This window comes from Puniceibacterium sediminis (genome assembly GCF_900188035.1).
In the GTDB taxonomy this organism is placed as follows: domain Bacteria; phylum Pseudomonadota; class Alphaproteobacteria; order Rhodobacterales; family Rhodobacteraceae; genus Puniceibacterium; species Puniceibacterium sediminis.
Genome location: NZ_FZNN01000005.1, coordinates 183,211 through 199,558, shown reverse-complemented (window position 1 = coordinate 199,558; position 16,348 = coordinate 183,211). Strand labels below are relative to the sequence as shown.

At 64.8% G+C, this 16,348-nt stretch carries 21 protein-coding genes; 17 read left to right on the top strand and 4 right to left on the bottom strand.

Annotated elements, in window-relative coordinates; genetic code table 11:
- Positions 1-57 precede the first annotated feature (57 nt).
- Together CHB75_RS07905 and CHB75_RS07900 are read right to left on the bottom strand one after the other, a co-directional pair.
- Complete coding sequence (locus CHB75_RS07905; protein WP_089269995.1) at positions 58-276, bottom strand: hypothetical protein; 219 nt, start codon at positions 274-276, stop codon at positions 58-60.
- A gap of 5 nt (positions 277-281) precedes the next feature.
- Positions 282-551, bottom strand: a complete 270-nt coding sequence (locus CHB75_RS07900; RefSeq protein WP_089269994.1) for a hypothetical protein — start codon at positions 549-551, stop codon at positions 282-284.
- 111 nt (positions 552-662) lie between these two features.
- Between CHB75_RS07900 and CHB75_RS07895 the strand changes: the two genes are divergently transcribed.
- Genes CHB75_RS07895 through CHB75_RS07860 form a run of 8 tightly spaced genes read left to right on the top strand, consistent with a single transcriptional unit; the run spans position 663 to position 7,750 of the window.
- A complete protein-coding gene (locus CHB75_RS07895) occupies positions 663-1,223 on the top strand; it encodes a hypothetical protein (RefSeq protein WP_089269993.1) in 561 nt (186 codons plus the stop codon).
- Positions 1,171-3,171 carry a phage terminase large subunit family protein gene (locus CHB75_RS07890; RefSeq protein WP_089269992.1) on the top strand — a complete coding sequence of 667 codons (2,001 nt, stop codon included), beginning with the start codon at positions 1,171-1,173 and terminating at the stop codon, positions 3,169-3,171. The genes CHB75_RS07895 and CHB75_RS07890 overlap by 53 nt, the downstream gene beginning before the upstream one ends.
- Positions 3,172-3,175: 4 nt before the next feature.
- On the top strand, positions 3,176-3,391 hold the full coding sequence (locus CHB75_RS07885) for a phage head-tail joining protein (RefSeq protein ID WP_089269991.1): 216 nt from the start codon (positions 3,176-3,178) through the stop codon (positions 3,389-3,391).
- A gap of 4 nt (positions 3,392-3,395) precedes the next feature.
- Positions 3,396-4,919 (top strand): phage portal protein, encoded by a 1,524-nt coding sequence (locus CHB75_RS07880; protein WP_089269990.1) that lies wholly within the window; start codon positions 3,396-3,398, stop codon positions 4,917-4,919.
- A 4-nt stretch (positions 4,920-4,923) separates the two neighbouring features.
- Positions 4,924-6,018: a head maturation protease, ClpP-related gene (locus CHB75_RS07875; protein WP_176439086.1), complete on the top strand. Its 1,095-nt coding sequence runs from the start codon at positions 4,924-4,926 to the stop codon at positions 6,016-6,018.
- A 4-nt stretch (positions 6,019-6,022) separates the two neighbouring features.
- A complete protein-coding gene (locus CHB75_RS07870) occupies positions 6,023-6,400 on the top strand; it encodes a head decoration protein (RefSeq protein ID WP_089269988.1) in 378 nt (125 codons plus the stop codon).
- Positions 6,401-6,425: 25 nt separating this feature from the next.
- The gene (locus tag CHB75_RS07865) at positions 6,426-7,439 is read left to right on the top strand and encodes a major capsid protein (RefSeq protein WP_176439085.1); all 1,014 of its coding nucleotides are present in this window, start codon (positions 6,426-6,428) and stop codon (positions 7,437-7,439) included.
- Complete coding sequence (locus CHB75_RS07860; protein WP_089269986.1) at positions 7,439-7,750, top strand: head-tail joining protein; 312 nt, start codon at positions 7,439-7,441, stop codon at positions 7,748-7,750. Before CHB75_RS07865 ends, CHB75_RS07860 begins: the two co-directional genes overlap by 1 nt.
- 40 nt (positions 7,751-7,790) lie before the next feature.
- Here the strand turns inward: CHB75_RS07860 and CHB75_RS07855 are convergent, their stop codons facing one another.
- Positions 7,791-8,078: a sll1863 family stress response protein gene (locus CHB75_RS07855; protein WP_089269985.1), complete on the bottom strand. Its 288-nt coding sequence runs from the start codon at positions 8,076-8,078 to the stop codon at positions 7,791-7,793.
- A 68-nt stretch (positions 8,079-8,146) separates the two neighbouring features.
- Here CHB75_RS07855 and CHB75_RS07850 point away from each other — a divergent pair, with 68 nt between their 5' ends.
- Entirely contained in the window at positions 8,147-8,779 is a 633-nt protein-coding gene (locus tag CHB75_RS07850) for a DUF6441 family protein (protein WP_089269984.1), read from the top strand.
- Positions 8,780-9,562: 783 nt separating this feature from the next.
- Positions 9,563-9,982: an acyl-CoA transferase gene (locus CHB75_RS07845; RefSeq protein ID WP_089269983.1), complete on the top strand. Its 420-nt coding sequence runs from the start codon at positions 9,563-9,565 to the stop codon at positions 9,980-9,982.
- 8 nt (positions 9,983-9,990) lie between these two features.
- On the opposite strand, the gene CHB75_RS07840 is transcribed toward CHB75_RS07845, so the two are convergent.
- Positions 9,991-10,341, bottom strand: coding sequence for a bactofilin family protein (locus CHB75_RS07840; RefSeq protein WP_089269982.1), 351 nt, complete (start codon positions 10,339-10,341; stop codon positions 9,991-9,993).
- Positions 10,342-10,409: 68 nt separating this feature from the next.
- Between CHB75_RS07840 and CHB75_RS07835 the strand changes: the two genes are divergently transcribed.
- From CHB75_RS07835 to CHB75_RS07805, 7 genes are read left to right on the top strand one after another with little or no spacing between them, the layout of a single operon-like run.
- Positions 10,410-11,348 (top strand): phage tail tube protein, encoded by a 939-nt coding sequence (locus CHB75_RS07835; protein WP_089269981.1) that lies wholly within the window; start codon positions 10,410-10,412, stop codon positions 11,346-11,348.
- A complete protein-coding gene (locus CHB75_RS07830; protein ID WP_089269980.1) occupies positions 11,348-11,785 on the top strand; it encodes a hypothetical protein in 438 nt (145 codons plus the stop codon). Before CHB75_RS07835 ends, CHB75_RS07830 begins: the two co-directional genes overlap by 1 nt.
- 8 nt (positions 11,786-11,793) lie before the next feature.
- Positions 11,794-12,012 carry a DUF7697 family protein gene (locus tag CHB75_RS07825; protein ID WP_089269979.1) on the top strand — a complete coding sequence of 73 codons (219 nt, stop codon included), beginning with the start codon at positions 11,794-11,796 and terminating at the stop codon, positions 12,010-12,012.
- Positions 12,005-14,410, top strand: a complete 2,406-nt coding sequence (locus CHB75_RS07820) for a phage tail tape measure C-terminal domain-containing protein (RefSeq protein WP_089269978.1) — start codon at positions 12,005-12,007, stop codon at positions 14,408-14,410. The genes CHB75_RS07825 and CHB75_RS07820 overlap by 8 nt, the downstream gene beginning before the upstream one ends.
- Positions 14,410-15,036 (top strand): DUF2460 domain-containing protein, encoded by a 627-nt coding sequence (locus CHB75_RS07815; protein ID WP_089269977.1) that lies wholly within the window; start codon positions 14,410-14,412, stop codon positions 15,034-15,036. The genes CHB75_RS07820 and CHB75_RS07815 overlap by 1 nt, the downstream gene beginning before the upstream one ends.
- Positions 15,033-15,917 (top strand): DUF2163 domain-containing protein, encoded by an 885-nt coding sequence (locus tag CHB75_RS07810; RefSeq protein WP_089269976.1) that lies wholly within the window; start codon positions 15,033-15,035, stop codon positions 15,915-15,917. The genes CHB75_RS07815 and CHB75_RS07810 overlap by 4 nt, the downstream gene beginning before the upstream one ends.
- On the top strand, positions 15,914-16,348 hold the full coding sequence (locus CHB75_RS07805; RefSeq protein ID WP_089269975.1) for an NlpC/P60 family protein: 435 nt from the start codon (positions 15,914-15,916) through the stop codon (positions 16,346-16,348). The genes CHB75_RS07810 and CHB75_RS07805 overlap by 4 nt, the downstream gene beginning before the upstream one ends.

The window sequence follows — 16,348 nt, the reverse complement described above, 5'->3', positions numbered from 1 at the left end:
GCGCCTTCTACCGGATGAAGCCCGCAAGTGCGGGCCTGCGGGCTGAACGAGCCGAATTCAGATCAGGTTGAGGTCTTTCAGACAGGTTGCAGCATCGATCAGCTGATTGGTCGGAACCTCGATGGTGATCGTCATGCTGTCGGCGTAGGCCCGGACATAAACGCCGCCATCGTCCATCAGGGCACTTTCGATTTCGTCGAGGACCGTGGTGATACGGCTTCGGTCGAAATGATCGGGCAGCTTACGGATGGCAATGCGGATGGTGCTGGTTTCCATGGCGCTCACTCCGCGTGCTCGCCTTCGCTGAAGGCGCTGTCGGTGATGCGCTTCAGGAGGCTGGCGCAATGCTCAAGGGTGCCGACATGGCCCCAGTTGATCTCGTCGGGGTGGGCGTTGAAATGCTCGTCGCTGAGGCTTGCCAAGCGGACGAGCATCTCGTCGATTTCGGCTTTCTTGCCGATGAAGGCGTTCAAGGCCACCTCCTTGTTCCGCGCAGCCTTCTCGGCGCGCAGTTGATGGCGGGGCGTTGTCTGCGGGTTCAGGCGGGTCATCGTGGCGGCTCCGTGGTGAGTTGCATCTTTTTCTTGAGACCACGTTCGCTCTGGTACGGAGGCTTATCAACTACATAAGCACATGATTTTGAATGATAATCGGAGCACGCAATGGAGGGTCTGAGCGAGCGCCAGTATGCCGCCCGCGTCGGCCTTTCACGTGGTGCAATCCAGAAGGCCAAAGCGACAGGGCGGCTGGTTCTGTACGGCGATGGCAGCATTGACGCGGTGGCCAGCGATGCCTTGCGCGCCGAAGCGACCGATCCGTCGAAGACCCGGAAAGCGCCGCAGCCAAAACTCAAGCCTGTCTCGGAGGCGGCAGTGTCCGCAGTCGGCGAGACGCTCCGTGAACAGGGGTTAGCGGCGCCACAAATCGGCAGCGGCACCACGTTCCTGCAGGCCAAGACGGCGAACGAAGTGCTAAAGGCGCAGGAGCGCCGCCTCCGGTTACAAAAGCTGAAAGGCGAGTTGATCGACCGGGCCCGCGCATTGTCGCTGGTCTTCCGGCTGGCGCGGCAGGAGCGCGATACCTGGGTCAACTGGCCGTCGCGAGCTGCGGCGCTGATGGCGGCCGACCTGGGCGTCGAGCCCGCAGCAATGCAGAAGGTTCTGGAGAAACATGTCCGTGCCCAGCTCGACGATCTTGCCGAGATCAAACCCGATCTCCGGTGATGCCGACGATGTGCTGGATTTCGACGGCGCGGCAGAGATCCTGCGTGCCTGGGGCGCGGGCCTCACGCCCGATCCAGACCTGACCGTTTCCGAATGGGCGGACCGGCACCGAATGCTTTCGGGGCGCGCTTCGGCCGAACCGGGAAGGTATCGCACGGCGCGCACGCCCTACATGGCCGAGATCATGGACCGGCTGTCGCCTGGCGACCCGACCCAGCGGATCGTCTTCATGAAGGCGGCGCAGGTCGGCGCAACCGAGGCCGGGAACAACTGGATCGGCTTTGCGATCCACCAGGCACCGGGCCCGATGCTGGCGGTCCAACCTACGGTGGAACTGGCGAAACGGAACTCAAGGCAACGGATCGATCCGCTGATCGACGAGAGCCCCGAATTGCGGGAGCGGGTCAAACCGGCCCGCTCCCGCGACGCGGGCAACACCATGCTGTCGAAGGAGTTTGCGGGCGGCATCCTGATCATGACCGGAGCGAACTCGGCCGTGGGTCTGCGCTCGACACCCGCGCGCTACATCTTCCTCGACGAGGTCGATGCCTATCCGGCCTCCGCTGACGACGAAGGCGATCCGGTCACGCTGGCCGAAGCGCGGTCGCTGACATTTGCCCATCGGCGCAAGGTGTTCCTGGTTTCGACCCCGACAATCCGGGGGCTCTCCCGGATCGAACGCGAGTTCGAGGCAAGCGATCAGCGGCGGTTCTTTGTGCCATGCCCGCACTGCGGTCAGGAACAGTGGCTGAAGTTCGAGCGGCTGCGCTGGCAGAAGGGTCGTCCGGAAACGGCGGAGTATCACTGCGAGGGCTGTGAGACACCCATCGCCGAACACAACAAGACGGCGATGCTGGAGGCAGGCGAATGGCGCGCGACTGCGACGGCCGCCGATCCTGGCACTGTCGGCTATCATCTCTCGGCGCTCTATTCGCCGATCGGCTGGCTGAGTTGGGAGCGGATTGTGCGCGCATGGGACGCGGCGCAAGGGTCGGACGAGGCGATCAAGGCGTTCCGCAACACGATCCTCGGCGAGACATGGGTCGAAACCGGTGAAGCGCCCGACTGGCAGCGCTTGGCGGACCAGCGCGAGACCTGGAATGCTGGCGCTGTGCCAACAGGCGGTCTGTTCCTGACTGCGGGAGCGGATGTTCAGAAGGATCGCATCGAAGTCGATGTCTGGGCCTGGGGCCGCGGGCTGGAGAGTTGGCTGATCGATCATTTGGTCGTTGAGGGCGGGCCCGGCGATCCGGCGTGCTGGCAGCAACTGACCAATTTGCTCGGCCAGACATGGGTGCATGCTTCCGGTCAGAAGATGACGTTGGCACGGCTGGCGATCGATACCGGCTACGAGACCAGTGCTGTCTATGCCTGGTCGCGACAGGTCGGCTTCGCGCAGGTTGCCCCTGTCAAAGGCGTCGAGGGCTTCAACCGCTCGAGCCCGGTCACTGGCCCGACTTATGTGGACGCGACCATTGCAGGCAAAAGGCTGCGGCGCGGGGCGCGGCTTTGGACGGTCGCCACCTCGACCTTCAAGACCGAGACCTATCGCTATTTGCGCCAGGACCGACCGACGCGGGAGGAAATCGAGGCTGGGCATCTTTGCCCGCCGGGAACGATCCACCTGCCAAACTGGGTGGACGGCGAGTGGTTGAAGCAATTCACGGCCGAACAACTGATCACGGTGCGCACCAAGCGCGGCTTCGCTCGGCTGGAATGGCAAAAGCTGCGCGAACGCAACGAGGCTCTGGACACGCGGGTCTATGCCCGCGCTGCCGCGTGGATCCTTGGGGCCGATCGCTGGTCTGAGGCGCGTTGGGCCGATCTGGAAGCACAGGTCGGGATCACGGCGGAGGACATGGCTGAGGACGGGGCGGGAAACACTACGCCCACTTCTCGGCGCGCGGGACCACAGCGGCGAACCGTACGCTCAAGCTACATGAGGTGAATTGATGTCCACGACCGCTGAGCTCCGTGCCCGCCGCGAGGCGTTGGCCGTTCAACGCTCCTCTGGCGTGGCGCGTGTCAGTTACGACGGAAAGACGGTGGACTATCGCAGCGTCGCGGAGATTGACCGGGCCATCGAGGCCCTCGACCGCGAGATTGCGGCCGCCGAGGGACGACGGATCGTTCGGCAGGTGCGTGTAACGACGTCAAAGGGGCTCTGACAGTATGGGTCTCTTCGATCGTTTTCGCCGCCGGGCCCCCGGCGGTCCCGCTGGTGTGTCCGCGCGTCTGGAAGGCGCTTTGGCCAAGCGGCGCTTGCGGGGCTGGCAACCGCCGCTTGAAAACATCAATTCGCTGATCGCCTCGGGCGGCCCTCGTTTGCTGGCGCGGTCGCGGGAACTGGTCGTTACCAACGGCTACGCCGCAAATGCCTGCGAGGCCTTCGCAGCAAATCTGGTGGGCGATGGGATTAAACCGTCGTCTCTGATCGAGGAGTCCACGCTTCGGGACAGTGTCCAGCAGCTCTGGCTTGCGTGGACCGACGAGGCCGATGCCGACGGGTTGACCGATTTCTACGGCCTGCAGGCCATGGTCGCGCGGGAAATGTTCGTGGCAGGCGAATGCTTCGTGCGTATGCGGCCACGGCGGACCGAGGATGGTCTGCTGGTGCCGATGCAACTGCAGCTCCTGCAGTCAGAAATGCTGCCCTTCGAGAAGACCGAAACGGCGGCAAACGGCAATCGCATCCGCTGCGGGATTGAATTTGACGGCATCGGACGGCGCTTGGCCTATCACTTCCGCCGTCGCCATCCGGGCGACAGCACCGATCAGGGAGCGGTGATCCCGGAGACGGTGCGCGTGCCCGCTGAGGATGTGCTGCACATCTACCGCCCAATAGACGCAGGCCAGATACGGGGCTTGCCTCATGTGGCTCCGGCAATGGTGCGGCTGTTTCTGCTGGACCAGTACGACGACGCCGAGCTTGACCGGAAGAAGACGGCGGCGATGTTCGCAGGGTTCATCACCAAGACCGCGCCGGAAGACCCGATGATGGGCGAGTCCGAAGCCGATCTCGATGGGGCGGCGATGGCCAGCCTGGAGCCGGGAACGATGCAGGTGCTGCTGCCGGGCGAGGATGTGAAGTTCTCGAGCCCCGCCGATGTGGGTGGCGGCTATGAGGCGTTTCAATATCGGACGCTCTTGTCGGTATCAGCTTCACTGGGGCTGCCGTATCACCTGGTCACCGGGGATGTGCGCCAGGCGAACTATTCGAGCCTGCGGGCAGAGCTGGTCGAGTTCCGTCGCCGTATTGGCCAGCTGCAACACGGGGTGATGGCGCACCAGCTGTGTCGGCCGATCTGGCGGCGCTGGCTTGAGACGGCTGTGTTGTCGGGGGCGCTGGATATCGGCAATCCCGCCGTCGCGCGGCCGGTGCAATGGATCCCGCCACGCTGGGATTGGGTCGATCCGCTGAAGGACATCCAGGCGCAAGTGCTGGCGATGGAAGCGGGCATCACCTCGCGGCGCAAGGTGGTCGAGGCCACCGGCTATGACGTCGAAGAAGTCGACCGAGAGAATGCGGCGGATGTCAAACGCGTTGCTGATCTGGGGCTGAGCTACCGCGCGAGCCCCGGCGAAACGCAGGGCGCGCGAGCGACGCCCGCCGCGCGGCCTGATCCTGGAGATGGCACAGGCGAAGACACAGGCGACGGATCCGCCTCCACCGATCCCGCCACCGAACAGGAGTGACAATATGACAAGCTGGTATGCGATCCGCGCCCGGGGAACAGGTGCGGAAGTGGCGATCTATGACGAAATTGGCGCCTATGGGGTTTCGGCGAAGGGGTTCCTTACCGAACTTACCGCACTGCCCGAGGGGACGCCGGTTGATTTGCGGCTGAACAGCCCTGGTGGGTCAGTGTTCGATGCGGTGGCGATTTACAATGCGCTGAAGCGGCACGAGGGAACGGTCACGGTCTGGATCGACGGCATTGCCGCCTCGGCCGCGTCTTATATCGCGATGGCGGGTGACGAGGTCGTCATGCCGGAAAACGCGTTCCTGATGATCCACGACCCGTCGGGTCTGGCAATGGGTACAGCAGGCGACATGCGCGCCATGGCCGAGGCGCTCGACAAGATCGCGGGCAGCCTCGTCCGGGGATATGCCGCCAAATCCGGCAAGACCGATGACGAGATCGCAGCGCTGATGGCGGCCGAAACTTGGTTCGATGCGGCCGACGCGGTGGCGGCGGGCTTCGCGGATCGATTGGCGGACCCTGTGAGGATGGCCGCGCGGTTCGACATCGGCCGGTTCCGCAACGCGCCACCCGACCTCGTTGAGGCAGTGGCTGTGGCAGACCCCGCGAGTGTTCCGGACGAGACGGAGGGCGTTCTGGCCGAAAGCGACCACGAGACAGGCACGGACACACGCCGAGAAATTGACAGTATCCTGGACGGCAACGTCGAACCTGCCGACATCACCAGCGAGGCGGACAGCGACGAGGCGACCGTCGAGCCCGAGGGGCATGGTGCCTCCGACGACATGCCCAGCCCGTCCGATCCGATCCTGGCTCCGGGTGGCGCACCGCCCGATCCCGCCGCAATCCGCGCCGAGGCGATCACCCATGCCCGCGCTATCGTCGATCTTTGCCGTCTTGCAGGTCAGCCACAGATGGCTGGGCGGTTCCTCGACCAGGACGCCAGTCTTGACGACGTCCGCATGGCCCTACTGGCGGCAAAAGCCGAGGCCGAACCCGAGATCGTCGCCCATCACCCGCAACCCGGTCGGACCACGACGGCCCGCCCCTGGGGCGAGATCGTCGCCCGTACCTTCAAGCTGAAAGGATAACAACGTGACCACGCTCACCGAGACCACGCATCCCGGAGGCTTCCTCGTTTGGGAAGCCTTCCGCGACTACACCCGCGAAACCGTCACCGTCGCCACAGGAACAGCGTTTGCCACGCTCGATCCGGGCACCGTGCTGGGCAAGATCACGGCTTCGGGCAAATACGCGGCCCATGATCCCGCCGCCGTCGACGGTACTGAAACCGCCGTGGCGGTGCTCTGGGGCAAGGCCGACGCGACAGGCGGCGATGTGCCAGCCGTGGCGCTGGTTCGCGGCCCCGCCGTCGTCAATCGCTACGATCTTGTCTTTGTCGGCACCCCCAGCGAGGGCGAGATCACCGCCGCCCATGCCGCGCTGCTGGCGGTCGGCATCCTCGTCCGCTGATCAAACCCTCAAAGGAGGCATTCCCATGACCACCATGGATATCTTCGAAGGCGATGCCTTCACCATCATCGAACTCACTCGTGCTCTGGAAAACATCCCCTTCAAGCCCGCGATCCTGTCGGGCTCCAGCCTGTTCTCGCCGCGCGGCGTGCGCTCGCGCACCGTCGTGATCGAGAGCCGGGACGGCACACTGTCGCTGATCCCGTTCTCCGAACGCGGCTCGGCGGCCGAGCAACAGGTTCCCGAGCGCCGCGACATGCGCGCCTTCGTCTGCCGCCAGTTCAAAAAGCAGGACGTGCTCTGGGCGTCTGAAATTCAGGGCATCCGTGACTTCGGCTCGGAAAGTGCCACACAGCAAGTGCAAAGCGAGGTCGCCCGAAAGCTCGGCCGTTTGCGCCAGGATGCGGAGGCGACGTTCGAATATCACCTGCTGAACGGCATTCAGGGCATTGTGAAAGACCCCAAGGACAGCGCCACGGTGATCAACTACTTCACCGAGTTCGCCATCACTCCCGCCACCGAGATCGACTTCGACCTAGACAACGCGACCCCGGGCTCCGGGGCGCTGCGCAAGCGCTGCCAGGCGCTGATCGAAAGCGTCGAAGACAGCATGGGCGGGCTCGCGGCCGGGGCCGTGCAGGTCCGCGCCGAATGCGGCTCGGCCTTCTTTGCCGATCTCATTGCCCACAAGGAGGTGCGCGAGACCTATCTCAACACCGCCGCTGCCGCCGATCTGCGCGGCCGGGTCGCCGACGAAGTCAGCTTTGGTGGCATCAGCTTCCGTCGCTACCGAGGTGGGGCGGGCTTCGGCGTGCCGACCGACAAGGCGTTCTTCTACCCTGAAGGGGTGGAAGGCCTCTTCGAGATCTACCATGCCCCGGCTGACACGTTCGAGACGGTGAACACGCTCGGCTTGCCGCTCTACGCGCGTACGATCCCCGATCGGGACCGCGACGAATGGGTGCGGCTCGAGATCGAAAGCAATCCTCTGCCGATCTGCACCCGCCCGCAGGTGCTGCGTAGCGCTCGGCGTACGTGATGTCTGCCTTCGACGCCGTCGTCGACTTGCTGTTCGCCGACCCGAACATCGGGCGAGAGGCGATCTACACCTCCGACGGCGGCGCGCCTGTGTTGGTGCGCGTCGTCTCGCGGCAAGCCGATGCGATCAGCGACTTCGGCGATGCGCGGCTCTGGTCGGAAACGACCCGCATCGACTTGCGCGTGGCGGAGGTATCCAACCCACGGCCGGGCGACCGTTTGGAAATGGACGGGGACGCCTTCCTCATTCAGGGCGAGCCCGTCCGCGACCGTGAGCGGCTCGTCTGGACCGTGGACTTGCGGCCGTCGTAGGCTGCTGGTGTTCTGAAACGCCTACGGCCAGCGGATCAGCTCACTTGAACCGCTTCATCGCACTTTGGAACGAGTCTGAGATGCTTTCCCAAGCTGCTTGAAAACCCTTGCTCATGTCGTCCCAAGCGGCGTTTGACGCCTGCTGCGCCTCCTTCATCTTCGCCTCGGCCTCATCGCGTTGCTTTCGCATTTCGGCAAGCTGCTTCTCGTATTCGATCTTGGCATCGGCCTGCGCTTCTTTGGCGTTTGCCTGCATCTTGTCGATCTCTGCGTTCCACTTGTCGATATTCGCCTTGGCCTTCTCCACATACGCGTCACGATCAATCATCGTTTTCCTCCCGGTTCTGAAGTTGAAATGAGTGCACATAGTAACCTGAAAATGAGGTCTTTGGAAATTTGAGGCTGAAACTCGACATCGACCCCGGCATCGTGGCCATGATGGCGGTCGAGGTCGCGGCGGGTGAACGCGCGGTGACCTCCGCCATGCGCGAGGCTGGGACCGGGCTCAAGACTGCCTGGCGCACCCAGATCACTGGTGCGGGACTTGGTCGGCGGCTCGCCAACTCGATTCGCAACCAGAACTTTCCCGGATCGGGCGAAAGCCTCGATGCGGCAGCGCTGGTCTGGTCCAAGGCCCCGGTGATTGTCGGCGCGCATGACACCGGCCCATTGATCCGCTCGAAGGACGGCTTCTGGCTTGCGATCCCGCTGCCCGCCGCAGGAAAATCCACACGCGGCGGCCGTATCACCCCCGGTGAATGGGAACGGCGACGCGGGCTGCGTCTGCGGTTCGTCTATCGGCGAACGGGCCCTAGCCTGCTGGTGGCCGAGGGGCGGTTGAATACTAGGGGTCAGGCGGTGGTGTCACGATCGAAGACCGTGCGCGGCAAGGTCACCGCACCAATCTTCCTCTTGGTCCCACAAGTGAAACTGCCGAAGCGGCTTAACCTCGACCGGGACGCAGAGCGGGCGCTGGATAGCGTCCCGGGGCTGATCGTGGCGAATTGGGTGGAGGGGCGGTTTGGCTGAGGGAATGTCTGTTTAGGTTCGTATAACCTACGTAGTCTGCCACCTATGATCTCCTGAGCGGCTGCTGGCAGGGCAACGAGCAGCGACCGTTCCAGGGATGCCTCCGCACTTGGAGCAGAACTGCCCGCTGGCACCGGTGCTCCATCTATGATCTCCGGAACGACTGCTGGCCGGACAGCGGGCTTCGGTGATACCCGGCAGGCGCCCGCACTTCGTGCAAAATGAGTCGCCAGCTTCATCACTCCATCGGTGAGTGCCGGATCGGGTGCTAGCGGGACAGCGAGGTTCAACCGTGCCTGGCAGTCCGCCACACTTTGTGCAGAACTTGGTAACGTTGGATTCGAACCCTGTCCTCAGACTCGATAATCTCCGCACATCATTTTCGATTGAGGCAACTCGAACTTGTAGGCTGCCAATAGCATGTCCTTGCTGCTCGACAGCGCTTAATACCCGCATGATAATTTCGCGATCCGAAGCACCTTGAGAATCACGGATTATCTTCGAAATCAGCACGCGAAAGCCCACGCCGACCACGCTTTCGAGAACTGTCGCCAATACCGCCTCTGCCGCCATGTGATTCTTTTCCTCAACGTTTGCTGGGATCTCCGAAAAGTAGGGTGCCCAATATTGGTCCGACCAAAGTAGCGCGTATTGACTGTTTGCGCCGTGGAAGCACGGTGCTCGAATTGCGATACCAACTATCTCTCTAGATCAATAGCCTAGCTTCGATAGAAGCTGGCGGCAAACCCCCAAGAAAGGTTTTGGGAGCTTCTTGTAATCGCCATGCCCAGCCACCGCGAAACCATCCTCACCGCGCTGCACGCGCGGCTTTCGGCGCTGCCCGCCACGGCCTTGCGTGGTGAGGTGCTGCCCGAGCGCGTCCCGGCCGATGGGCTGCTGATCCTGCGCGACGGCGAGCCGGGGGAGCCCGAGGTGACTTTGTCGCCCCTGCGCTACCACTACCAGCACCGCGCCGAAATCGAGGCGGTGGTCCAAGGCGCGGCGCGTGACGCTGCGTTCGATACCCTGACCACCAGCATCGGTGCGGCAATTGCTGGCGACCGCACTCTGGGCGGCCTCTGCGACTGGGTCGAGGCGGAAGCACCGCGCCCGGTCGATCTGCCCGTTGAGGGCGCGGCCAGCCTGAAGGCGGCCGTGATCCCGGTGGTGCTGCACTATTCAACGGCCGACCAGCTGGCCTGATCATCCGGCTAGGTGGCTTTTGAATATGATTGGGATCTACACTTTCCCTCAATCTGCGCTCCGCTCTCGATGCTCAGGCTCTCATAGGTGATTTCGCCGGTCACCCGCGCGCTTGTATGCAACCTGACCTTGCCACCCGTAACCTGGCCGTTGAAACGCCCCTTTATGTCGATGCTGGCTGCATGGATTTCGCCTTCGACTTCGCCTGCCTCCTCGATGACGATTGAGGACGCTTCCACACGCCCTTTCACATAACCGGGTAACTCGACGGTGCCGGGAAAATACAGCTCGCCCGTAATGCGCGAGCCTGAGCCGAGATGCGAGTGGCCACCGGCCTCAGAGTAGTTTTGATCCGCCATTCAATCTCGCCCTTTTGAGTTCTGGCCCATCTCGGGCTCATCCGCTTCAATATACAGGAGAATCCTTCATGGCACGAGCCCAAGGGGCGCGGGCGCAGATGGCGCTTGCGTTCGAGACGACCTATGGAACGCCGCCAGTGGGCGGTTTCACGAAGATGCCCTTCGCCAGCACCTCGCTGGGGGCGGAGCAGCCACTCTTGAACAGCGAATTGCTGGGCTACGGCCGCGATCCGCTGGCGCCGATCAAGGATGCAGTGACGGCGGATGGCGATGTCGTGGTGCCGCTCGACGCCGAGGCCTTCGGGTTCTGGTTGAAGGCAGCCTTTGGCGATCCGACCACGACCGGGACTGGTCCCTGGACGCACGAGTTTCAGTCGGGGTCCTGGACACTGCCCAGCATGTCCATCGAGACGGGCATGCCGGAAGTGCCACGCTTCGCGATGTATTCCGGATGCGTGCTCGACCAGATCAACTGGCAAATGCAGCGCTCTGGGTTGCTGACCGCAACGGCGCGACTGGTCGCGCAGGGCGAGACAGTGGGCACGACGACGAGTGCAGGCACGCCAGCCGCTCTCGAATTGCAGCGCTTCGGCCATTTCAACGGGGCGATCACGCGCAACGGATCCGCCCTCGGCAATGTGGTCTCCGCCGACATCACCTACGCCAACAACCTCGATCGGATCGAAACCATTCGCTCGGACGGCCGCATCGACGGCGCAGACCCCTCCATCGCCGCGCTGACCGGTTCCATCGAAGTGCGCTTCGCTGATCAGACGCTGGTGACTCAGGCGATCAACGGCGATCCCTGCGAGTTGGAATTCGCCTATATGCTGCCATCGGGCGAAAGCTTCACCTTCACCGTGCACGCCGTCTACCTGCCGCGGCCCCGGATCGAGATTTCCGGGCCGCAGGGCGTGCAGGCGACGTTCGACTGGCAGGCGGCTCGCGATAGCACCGTCGGCCGGATGTGCACCGCAACCCTCGTGAACGATGTGGAGATTTACTGATGCTAACGCTCGATCTGACGAATGCACCCCGCGGGCACGACCTCGCGCCGGGTGTGCGGGTGCAGCTGCGCCCGCTGACCACCGCACTGATGGTGGCAACGCGCAGCGATCCCGGCGTGGAGGCTGTCCCAGACGAGGCTTCCGACGAAGAACGCGCGGTTGCCTTCGCCAAGGCGCTGGCGCGGCGGGCGGTGCTGTCCTGGGAAGGCATCGGTGACGCCGATGGCAATCCGATCAACCCTGGCCCGGAGGCCATCGACGCGCTCCTGGACATCTGGCCGATATTCGAGGCCTTTCAGCTGACCTACGTTTCCAAGGGCCTGCTGCTGGAACAGGAAAAAAACGTCTCCGCGCCCTCGCCGAATGGTCCTTCGGTGGGGGCGATCGATACTGCCAAGCCTGCGCGCAAGCCTGCCCGGACTGCCCGACGCGGCTGAACCAGCCTTTGACATTCGAGGGCTGGCAGGTCTGGGACCTCGTCGGCCGTCTCGGCGGCCAGCTGCGTGTGCTTCCCGGCGCAGTTGTCGGCTGGGACATGTCGGCGGCGCTGGCGCTGGCCGATGCACTCGGCGTGCCACCTGCCGCAGCAGCTGAACTGTTGCCCGTCATCGAAGCGGTGATGGTCACCAAACTCAACGAACAGATGGATCATTCCAATGGCTGAAAAGCGCGTTTCTGTCCGACTTGCCGCAGTCGGCGGCCGACAGGTGCGCGCCGAGTTGGAAGGTGTCGGCGAAGCCGGTGCTCGTGGGTTCGGTCGGCTTAGCCGGGAGATGGAGGCAGCAAATACGCGGCTGGCGGCATTCTCGCGACGCGTCCAGATCGCGGCTGCTGCTGCGGTTGCCGCCGCTGCGGCTGCGGGTGTGGCCATGGTCCGCTCCGGGCTTCAAACCGTCGACGCGCAGGCCAAGCTCGCGCAGTCGCTTGGCACGACGGTCGCCTCGATCCAGACGCTGGAGCGTGCGGGTGAACTGGCCGGTGTTTCCATGTCGGGCATCGAGCAGGCGACAAAGGATCTGACACGCCGCCTCAGCCAGGCCGCCGCCGGGACCGGACCTGCTGCCGACGCTCTCGACCGGCTCGGGCTCTCGGCCACCGAGCTGATCGCCCTGCCGCTGGATCAGCGCGTGGGCGCCATCAACGCCGCCATCGAGAGCTTCGTGCCTGCCGCCGAGCGCGCTGCAGTAGCGGGCCAGCTCTTCGGCGAGGAAGGCTCCATCGCCATGAGCCGGATCGACACGGCGACGCTGCGCCAGGCGACCGAGGACGTCCTCGCTTTCGGGGTCGTGGTCTCGGAGCAGGACGCCGACCAGATCGAGCGCACGAACGATGCGATCTCCCGGCTTGGGCTGATCTGGCGCGGGCTGTCGAACCAACTGGCGGTCGCCGCAGCGCCGGCGCTGGAAGCCGTCGCGGATGCCATGGCGGAGCTGGCCAGCCGCACCGGTCCGCTCGGCGTCGCGATCCGGGGTCTTTTCGACAACATCGGTCGCCTGACCACCTATGCCGCCACGTTTGTGGCTTTTCTTGCAGGGCGTTGGGTCGCCGGGATGGCGGTTGCTGCCCTGTCGGTCCGTGGGCTCGCCACGGCGCTGGTCCTTTTGCGCGGCGCGCTGATCCGCACCGGCATCGGGGCGTTGATCGTTGGCGCGGGCGAGCTTGTCTACCAGTTCACCCGCCTTGTGTCGGGTGCGGGCGGCTTCGGCGAAGCAATGTCGCTCCTGAAGGACCTCGCCGTCGAGGTCTGGGATCGGATCAAGATGGGGGCTGCTGCAGCGGGCGCGGCCGCCTCGGCGATGTTCTTCGACCTGAAGGCCGATGCCGCGGCGGGCATGCAGAACGCCATCGAGAGCGTCGTGGCTTTTGGCAACACGGCCGCGAACACGTTTGAGGGGGCCTATGAGGCGATCAAGGCGATCTGGGGCATGCTGCCAGCCGCCATCGGCGATCTGGCGTTTCAGGCAGCCAACAGCCTGATCGATGGCGTGGAAGCGATGCTGAACGGCGTTGTTTCTCGGATCAACACGTTCATCGGCGGGATCAACCAGGGGCTGGAGGCGCTTGGGTCCGAGCGGCGCATCTCGATCATCCCCGATCTTGAGTTGGGTCAGATCGAGAACCGCTTCGAGGGTGCCGCGACGGCCGCGACGACCGCTGCACAGGCGGCGTTCGACCGGGCCTTCGAAGACAACCCGCTTACCGCGCCCGATCTCGGGCTCACCCAGGCGGCAAATACTGCACTGGCCACGGCCAACACGTATCGCGGTGCCGCGCGGGATTTGGCCGAAGGCGCGCGTGCGCCACTCGCCAGCTGGCAGGCCCTGCGTGACGCGGTGCAGGGCAGCAATGAGGGTGGCGCAGACGCGCTGACCGACGCGGCTGACCGTCTTGAGACGGCCCTTGGCGATGCCGGACGGGCGGCCACGGGTGCAGGCGCTGCGGCCGGGGCTGCGGCCGCTGCCGCCGAACCCGATACCGAAGCCGCCGTCACCGGCTGGCAGGCGGTCACGGCTGCGCTCAGCGACTATGCCAGCAAGGCCCGCGATATCGGCGGTGATATCGGCCAGAGCCTCGTCAGCGCGTTTCAGTCGGCCGAGAACGCCGTCGGTGAGTTCGTGAAGACCGGCAAGCTGGACTTCCGCGGTCTGGTCACCTCGCTGTTGGCGGATCTCTCCAAGCTGGCGGCGCGGCGGTTCATCCTCGGGCCGATCGCCAATGCGCTATCCGGCGTGTTCTCCGGTGCGGGCGGCATCTTCGCCAACGTCCTGCATGCGGGCGGGATGGTCGGATCGGCCGGGCCATCACGAATGGTCCCGGCCATGGCCTTCGCCGCTGCCCCCCGAATGCACGGTGGCGGCATGGCTGGCCTCCGCCACGACGAGGTGCCCGCGATCCTCCAGCGCGGCGAGCGGGTGCTGTCGCGCCGTGAGGCCCAGAGCTACGGCGCGGGCGGGGTCAACGTCACGATCATGGCGCGTGACGCCGAAAGCTTCCGCCAGTCCCGCACTCAGGTCGCCGCCGACATCGCCCGCGCCGTGTCCCTCGGGCGGAGGGGCATGTGATGGCGTTTCACGAGGTGCGTTTCCCTGACAATATCAGCCGGGGCGCACGAGGCGGGCCGGAACGCCGCACTCAGATCGTCGAACTGGCCAGCGGCGACGAGGAACGCAACGCCAGCTGGGCCAATTCGCGCCGCCGCTACGATGTCGCCTACGGCATCCGCCGCGTGGACGATCTGGCGGCGGTTGTGGCATTCTTCGAGGCACGCAACGGCCGACTGCATGGCTTCCGGTTCAAGGATTGGGGCGACCACAAGTCCTGTTTGCCCTCGGGCACACCATCGCCGACGGATCAGTTGATCGGCGCTGGTGACGGCACGACGACCGTCTTCAAGCTGGTGAAGCGCTACGCCTCCGGCGCGCAATTCTGGACGCGCGCCATCGCGAAGCCGGTGGCAGGTAGTGTTCGGATCGCGCTTGGTGGGGTGGAGCAGTTCTCCGGCTGGTCGGTCGACACCACGACTGGTGTCGTCACCTTCAGCGCCGCGCCCGGGGCGGACGTCGCCATCGCCGCGGGCTTCGAATTCGACGTGCCGGTCCGTTTCGACAGCGACGCCCTCGATGTGACGCACGACATCGAAAGACTGGGCTCGATCACCTCCATTCCAATGCTGGAACTCCGCCGATGAAAAGCATCAATCCCGATCTGCAAGCCCATCTCGACGAGGGCACCACCACGCTCGCCTGGTGCTGGCGGATTGCCCGCGCGGATGGCGTGACCTTCGGCTTCACCGACCACGACCGGACGCTCAGCTTCGACGGCACCTATTTCGAGCCGGAAAGCGGGTTGACGGCGTCAGAGGTCCGCTCTGGCTCCGACCTGTCGGTCGATGCACAGGACGCCGAGGGCGTGCTGACATCCGACCGGATTTCCGAGACCGACATTCTGGACGGCCGCTGGGACAACGCCGAGGTGGAGGTCTGGCGGGTGAACTGGGCGGACACAAGCCAGCGTGTGCTGATGCGCCGGGGCGCCATTGGTCAGATCCGGCGCGGGCGGCTGGCCTTCGTCGCCGAGGTCCGCTCGCTCGCCCATGTGCTGGGCCAGACGGTCGGTCGCACGTTCCAGGCGACCTGCGATGCCGCGTTGGGGGATGCGCGCTGTGGCGTCGATCTGGAGGATCCGACTTACAAAGGCACGGGCGCCGTCATCGATCTCCTGCGCGACCGGGCCTTCACGGCCTCGGGGCTCGGCGGGTTCGCCTCCGGCTGGTTCACCTTCGGCGCGGTCGAATGGACAAACGGCACGAATGCCGGGCGGCGCGCCGAGATCATCGCACATGACGTGACAGACGGCATCGCGGTGCTGACACTGCTCGAAGCGCCCGTGCGGTCCATTGCCGGAGGCGACGTCTTCATTGTCCGCGCAGGCTGCGACAAGCGCCTGGAGACCTGCGGCGCGAAGTTCGCAAATACCGTCAACTTTCGTGGCTTCCCGCACATCCCCGGCCAAGACGCGGTTCTCCGCTATGCCACCAAGGATGGTGGGCACGAGGGGGCGGTGCTTTGAATGCTGCCAAACAACACCGGGTTATCAAGGTAGCGCGGTCCTGGCTGGGCACGCCGTATCACGATCAGGCCAGCCTGTGCGGCGTTGGCTGCGACTGCCTCGGGTTGGCGCGCGGCGTCTGGCGCGAGGTCGTCGGCCCTGAGCCGTTCCCGATCCCGCCCTACAGCCGGGATTGGGGCGAGACCGGACCGCGCGAGGTACTGGCCGAGGGCGCGCGGCGCATGATGCCGGAGATCGCACCTGCTGACGTCGTTCCGGGCGCGCTGGTCCTGTTCCGCATGATGCCCCGCGCCATTGCCAAGCATGTCGGGATCCTCACCGGGCCTGATGCCTTCCTCCACGCCTACGAGCGGCTCGGCGTGATCGAGGAGCCGCTCACCCCGTCCTGGCGGCGGCGCATCGCCTTCGCCTTTATGTTTCCGCAACGCTGA

Bases quoted from the DNA above. Each gene is read 5' to 3' on its own strand.
- CHB75_RS07875 (WP_176439086.1), top strand. From the start codon at position 4,924: ATGACAAGCTGGTATGCGATCCGCGCCCGGGGAACAGGTGCGGAAGTG.
- CHB75_RS07820 (WP_089269978.1), top strand. From the start codon at position 12,005: ATGGCTGAAAAGCGCGTTTCTGTCCGACTTGCCGCAGTCGGCGGCCGA.
- CHB75_RS07845 (WP_089269983.1), top strand. From the start codon at position 9,563: ATGCCCAGCCACCGCGAAACCATCCTCACCGCGCTGCACGCGCGGCTT.
- CHB75_RS07810 (WP_089269976.1), top strand. From the start codon at position 15,033: ATGAAAAGCATCAATCCCGATCTGCAAGCCCATCTCGACGAGGGCACC.
- CHB75_RS07865 (WP_176439085.1), top strand. From the start codon at position 6,426: ATGACCACCATGGATATCTTCGAAGGCGATGCCTTCACCATCATCGAA.
- CHB75_RS07895 (WP_089269993.1), top strand. From the start codon at position 663: ATGGAGGGTCTGAGCGAGCGCCAGTATGCCGCCCGCGTCGGCCTTTCA.
- CHB75_RS07860 (WP_089269986.1), top strand. From the start codon at position 7,439: ATGTCTGCCTTCGACGCCGTCGTCGACTTGCTGTTCGCCGACCCGAAC.
- CHB75_RS07890 (WP_089269992.1), top strand. From the start codon at position 1,171: ATGTCCGTGCCCAGCTCGACGATCTTGCCGAGATCAAACCCGATCTCC.
- CHB75_RS07900 (WP_089269994.1), bottom strand. From the start codon at position 551: ATGACCCGCCTGAACCCGCAGACAACGCCCCGCCATCAACTGCGCGCC.
- CHB75_RS07880 (WP_089269990.1), top strand. From the start codon at position 3,396: ATGGGTCTCTTCGATCGTTTTCGCCGCCGGGCCCCCGGCGGTCCCGCT.
- CHB75_RS07830 (WP_089269980.1), top strand. From the start codon at position 11,348: ATGCTAACGCTCGATCTGACGAATGCACCCCGCGGGCACGACCTCGCG.
- CHB75_RS07840 (WP_089269982.1), bottom strand. From the start codon at position 10,341: ATGGCGGATCAAAACTACTCTGAGGCCGGTGGCCACTCGCATCTCGGC.
- CHB75_RS07815 (WP_089269977.1), top strand. From the start codon at position 14,410: ATGGCGTTTCACGAGGTGCGTTTCCCTGACAATATCAGCCGGGGCGCA.
- CHB75_RS07855 (WP_089269985.1), bottom strand. From the start codon at position 8,078: ATGATTGATCGTGACGCGTATGTGGAGAAGGCCAAGGCGAATATCGAC.
- CHB75_RS07905 (WP_089269995.1), bottom strand. From the start codon at position 276: ATGGAAACCAGCACCATCCGCATTGCCATCCGTAAGCTGCCCGATCAT.
- CHB75_RS07835 (WP_089269981.1), top strand. From the start codon at position 10,410: ATGGCACGAGCCCAAGGGGCGCGGGCGCAGATGGCGCTTGCGTTCGAG.
- CHB75_RS07885 (WP_089269991.1), top strand. From the start codon at position 3,176: ATGTCCACGACCGCTGAGCTCCGTGCCCGCCGCGAGGCGTTGGCCGTT.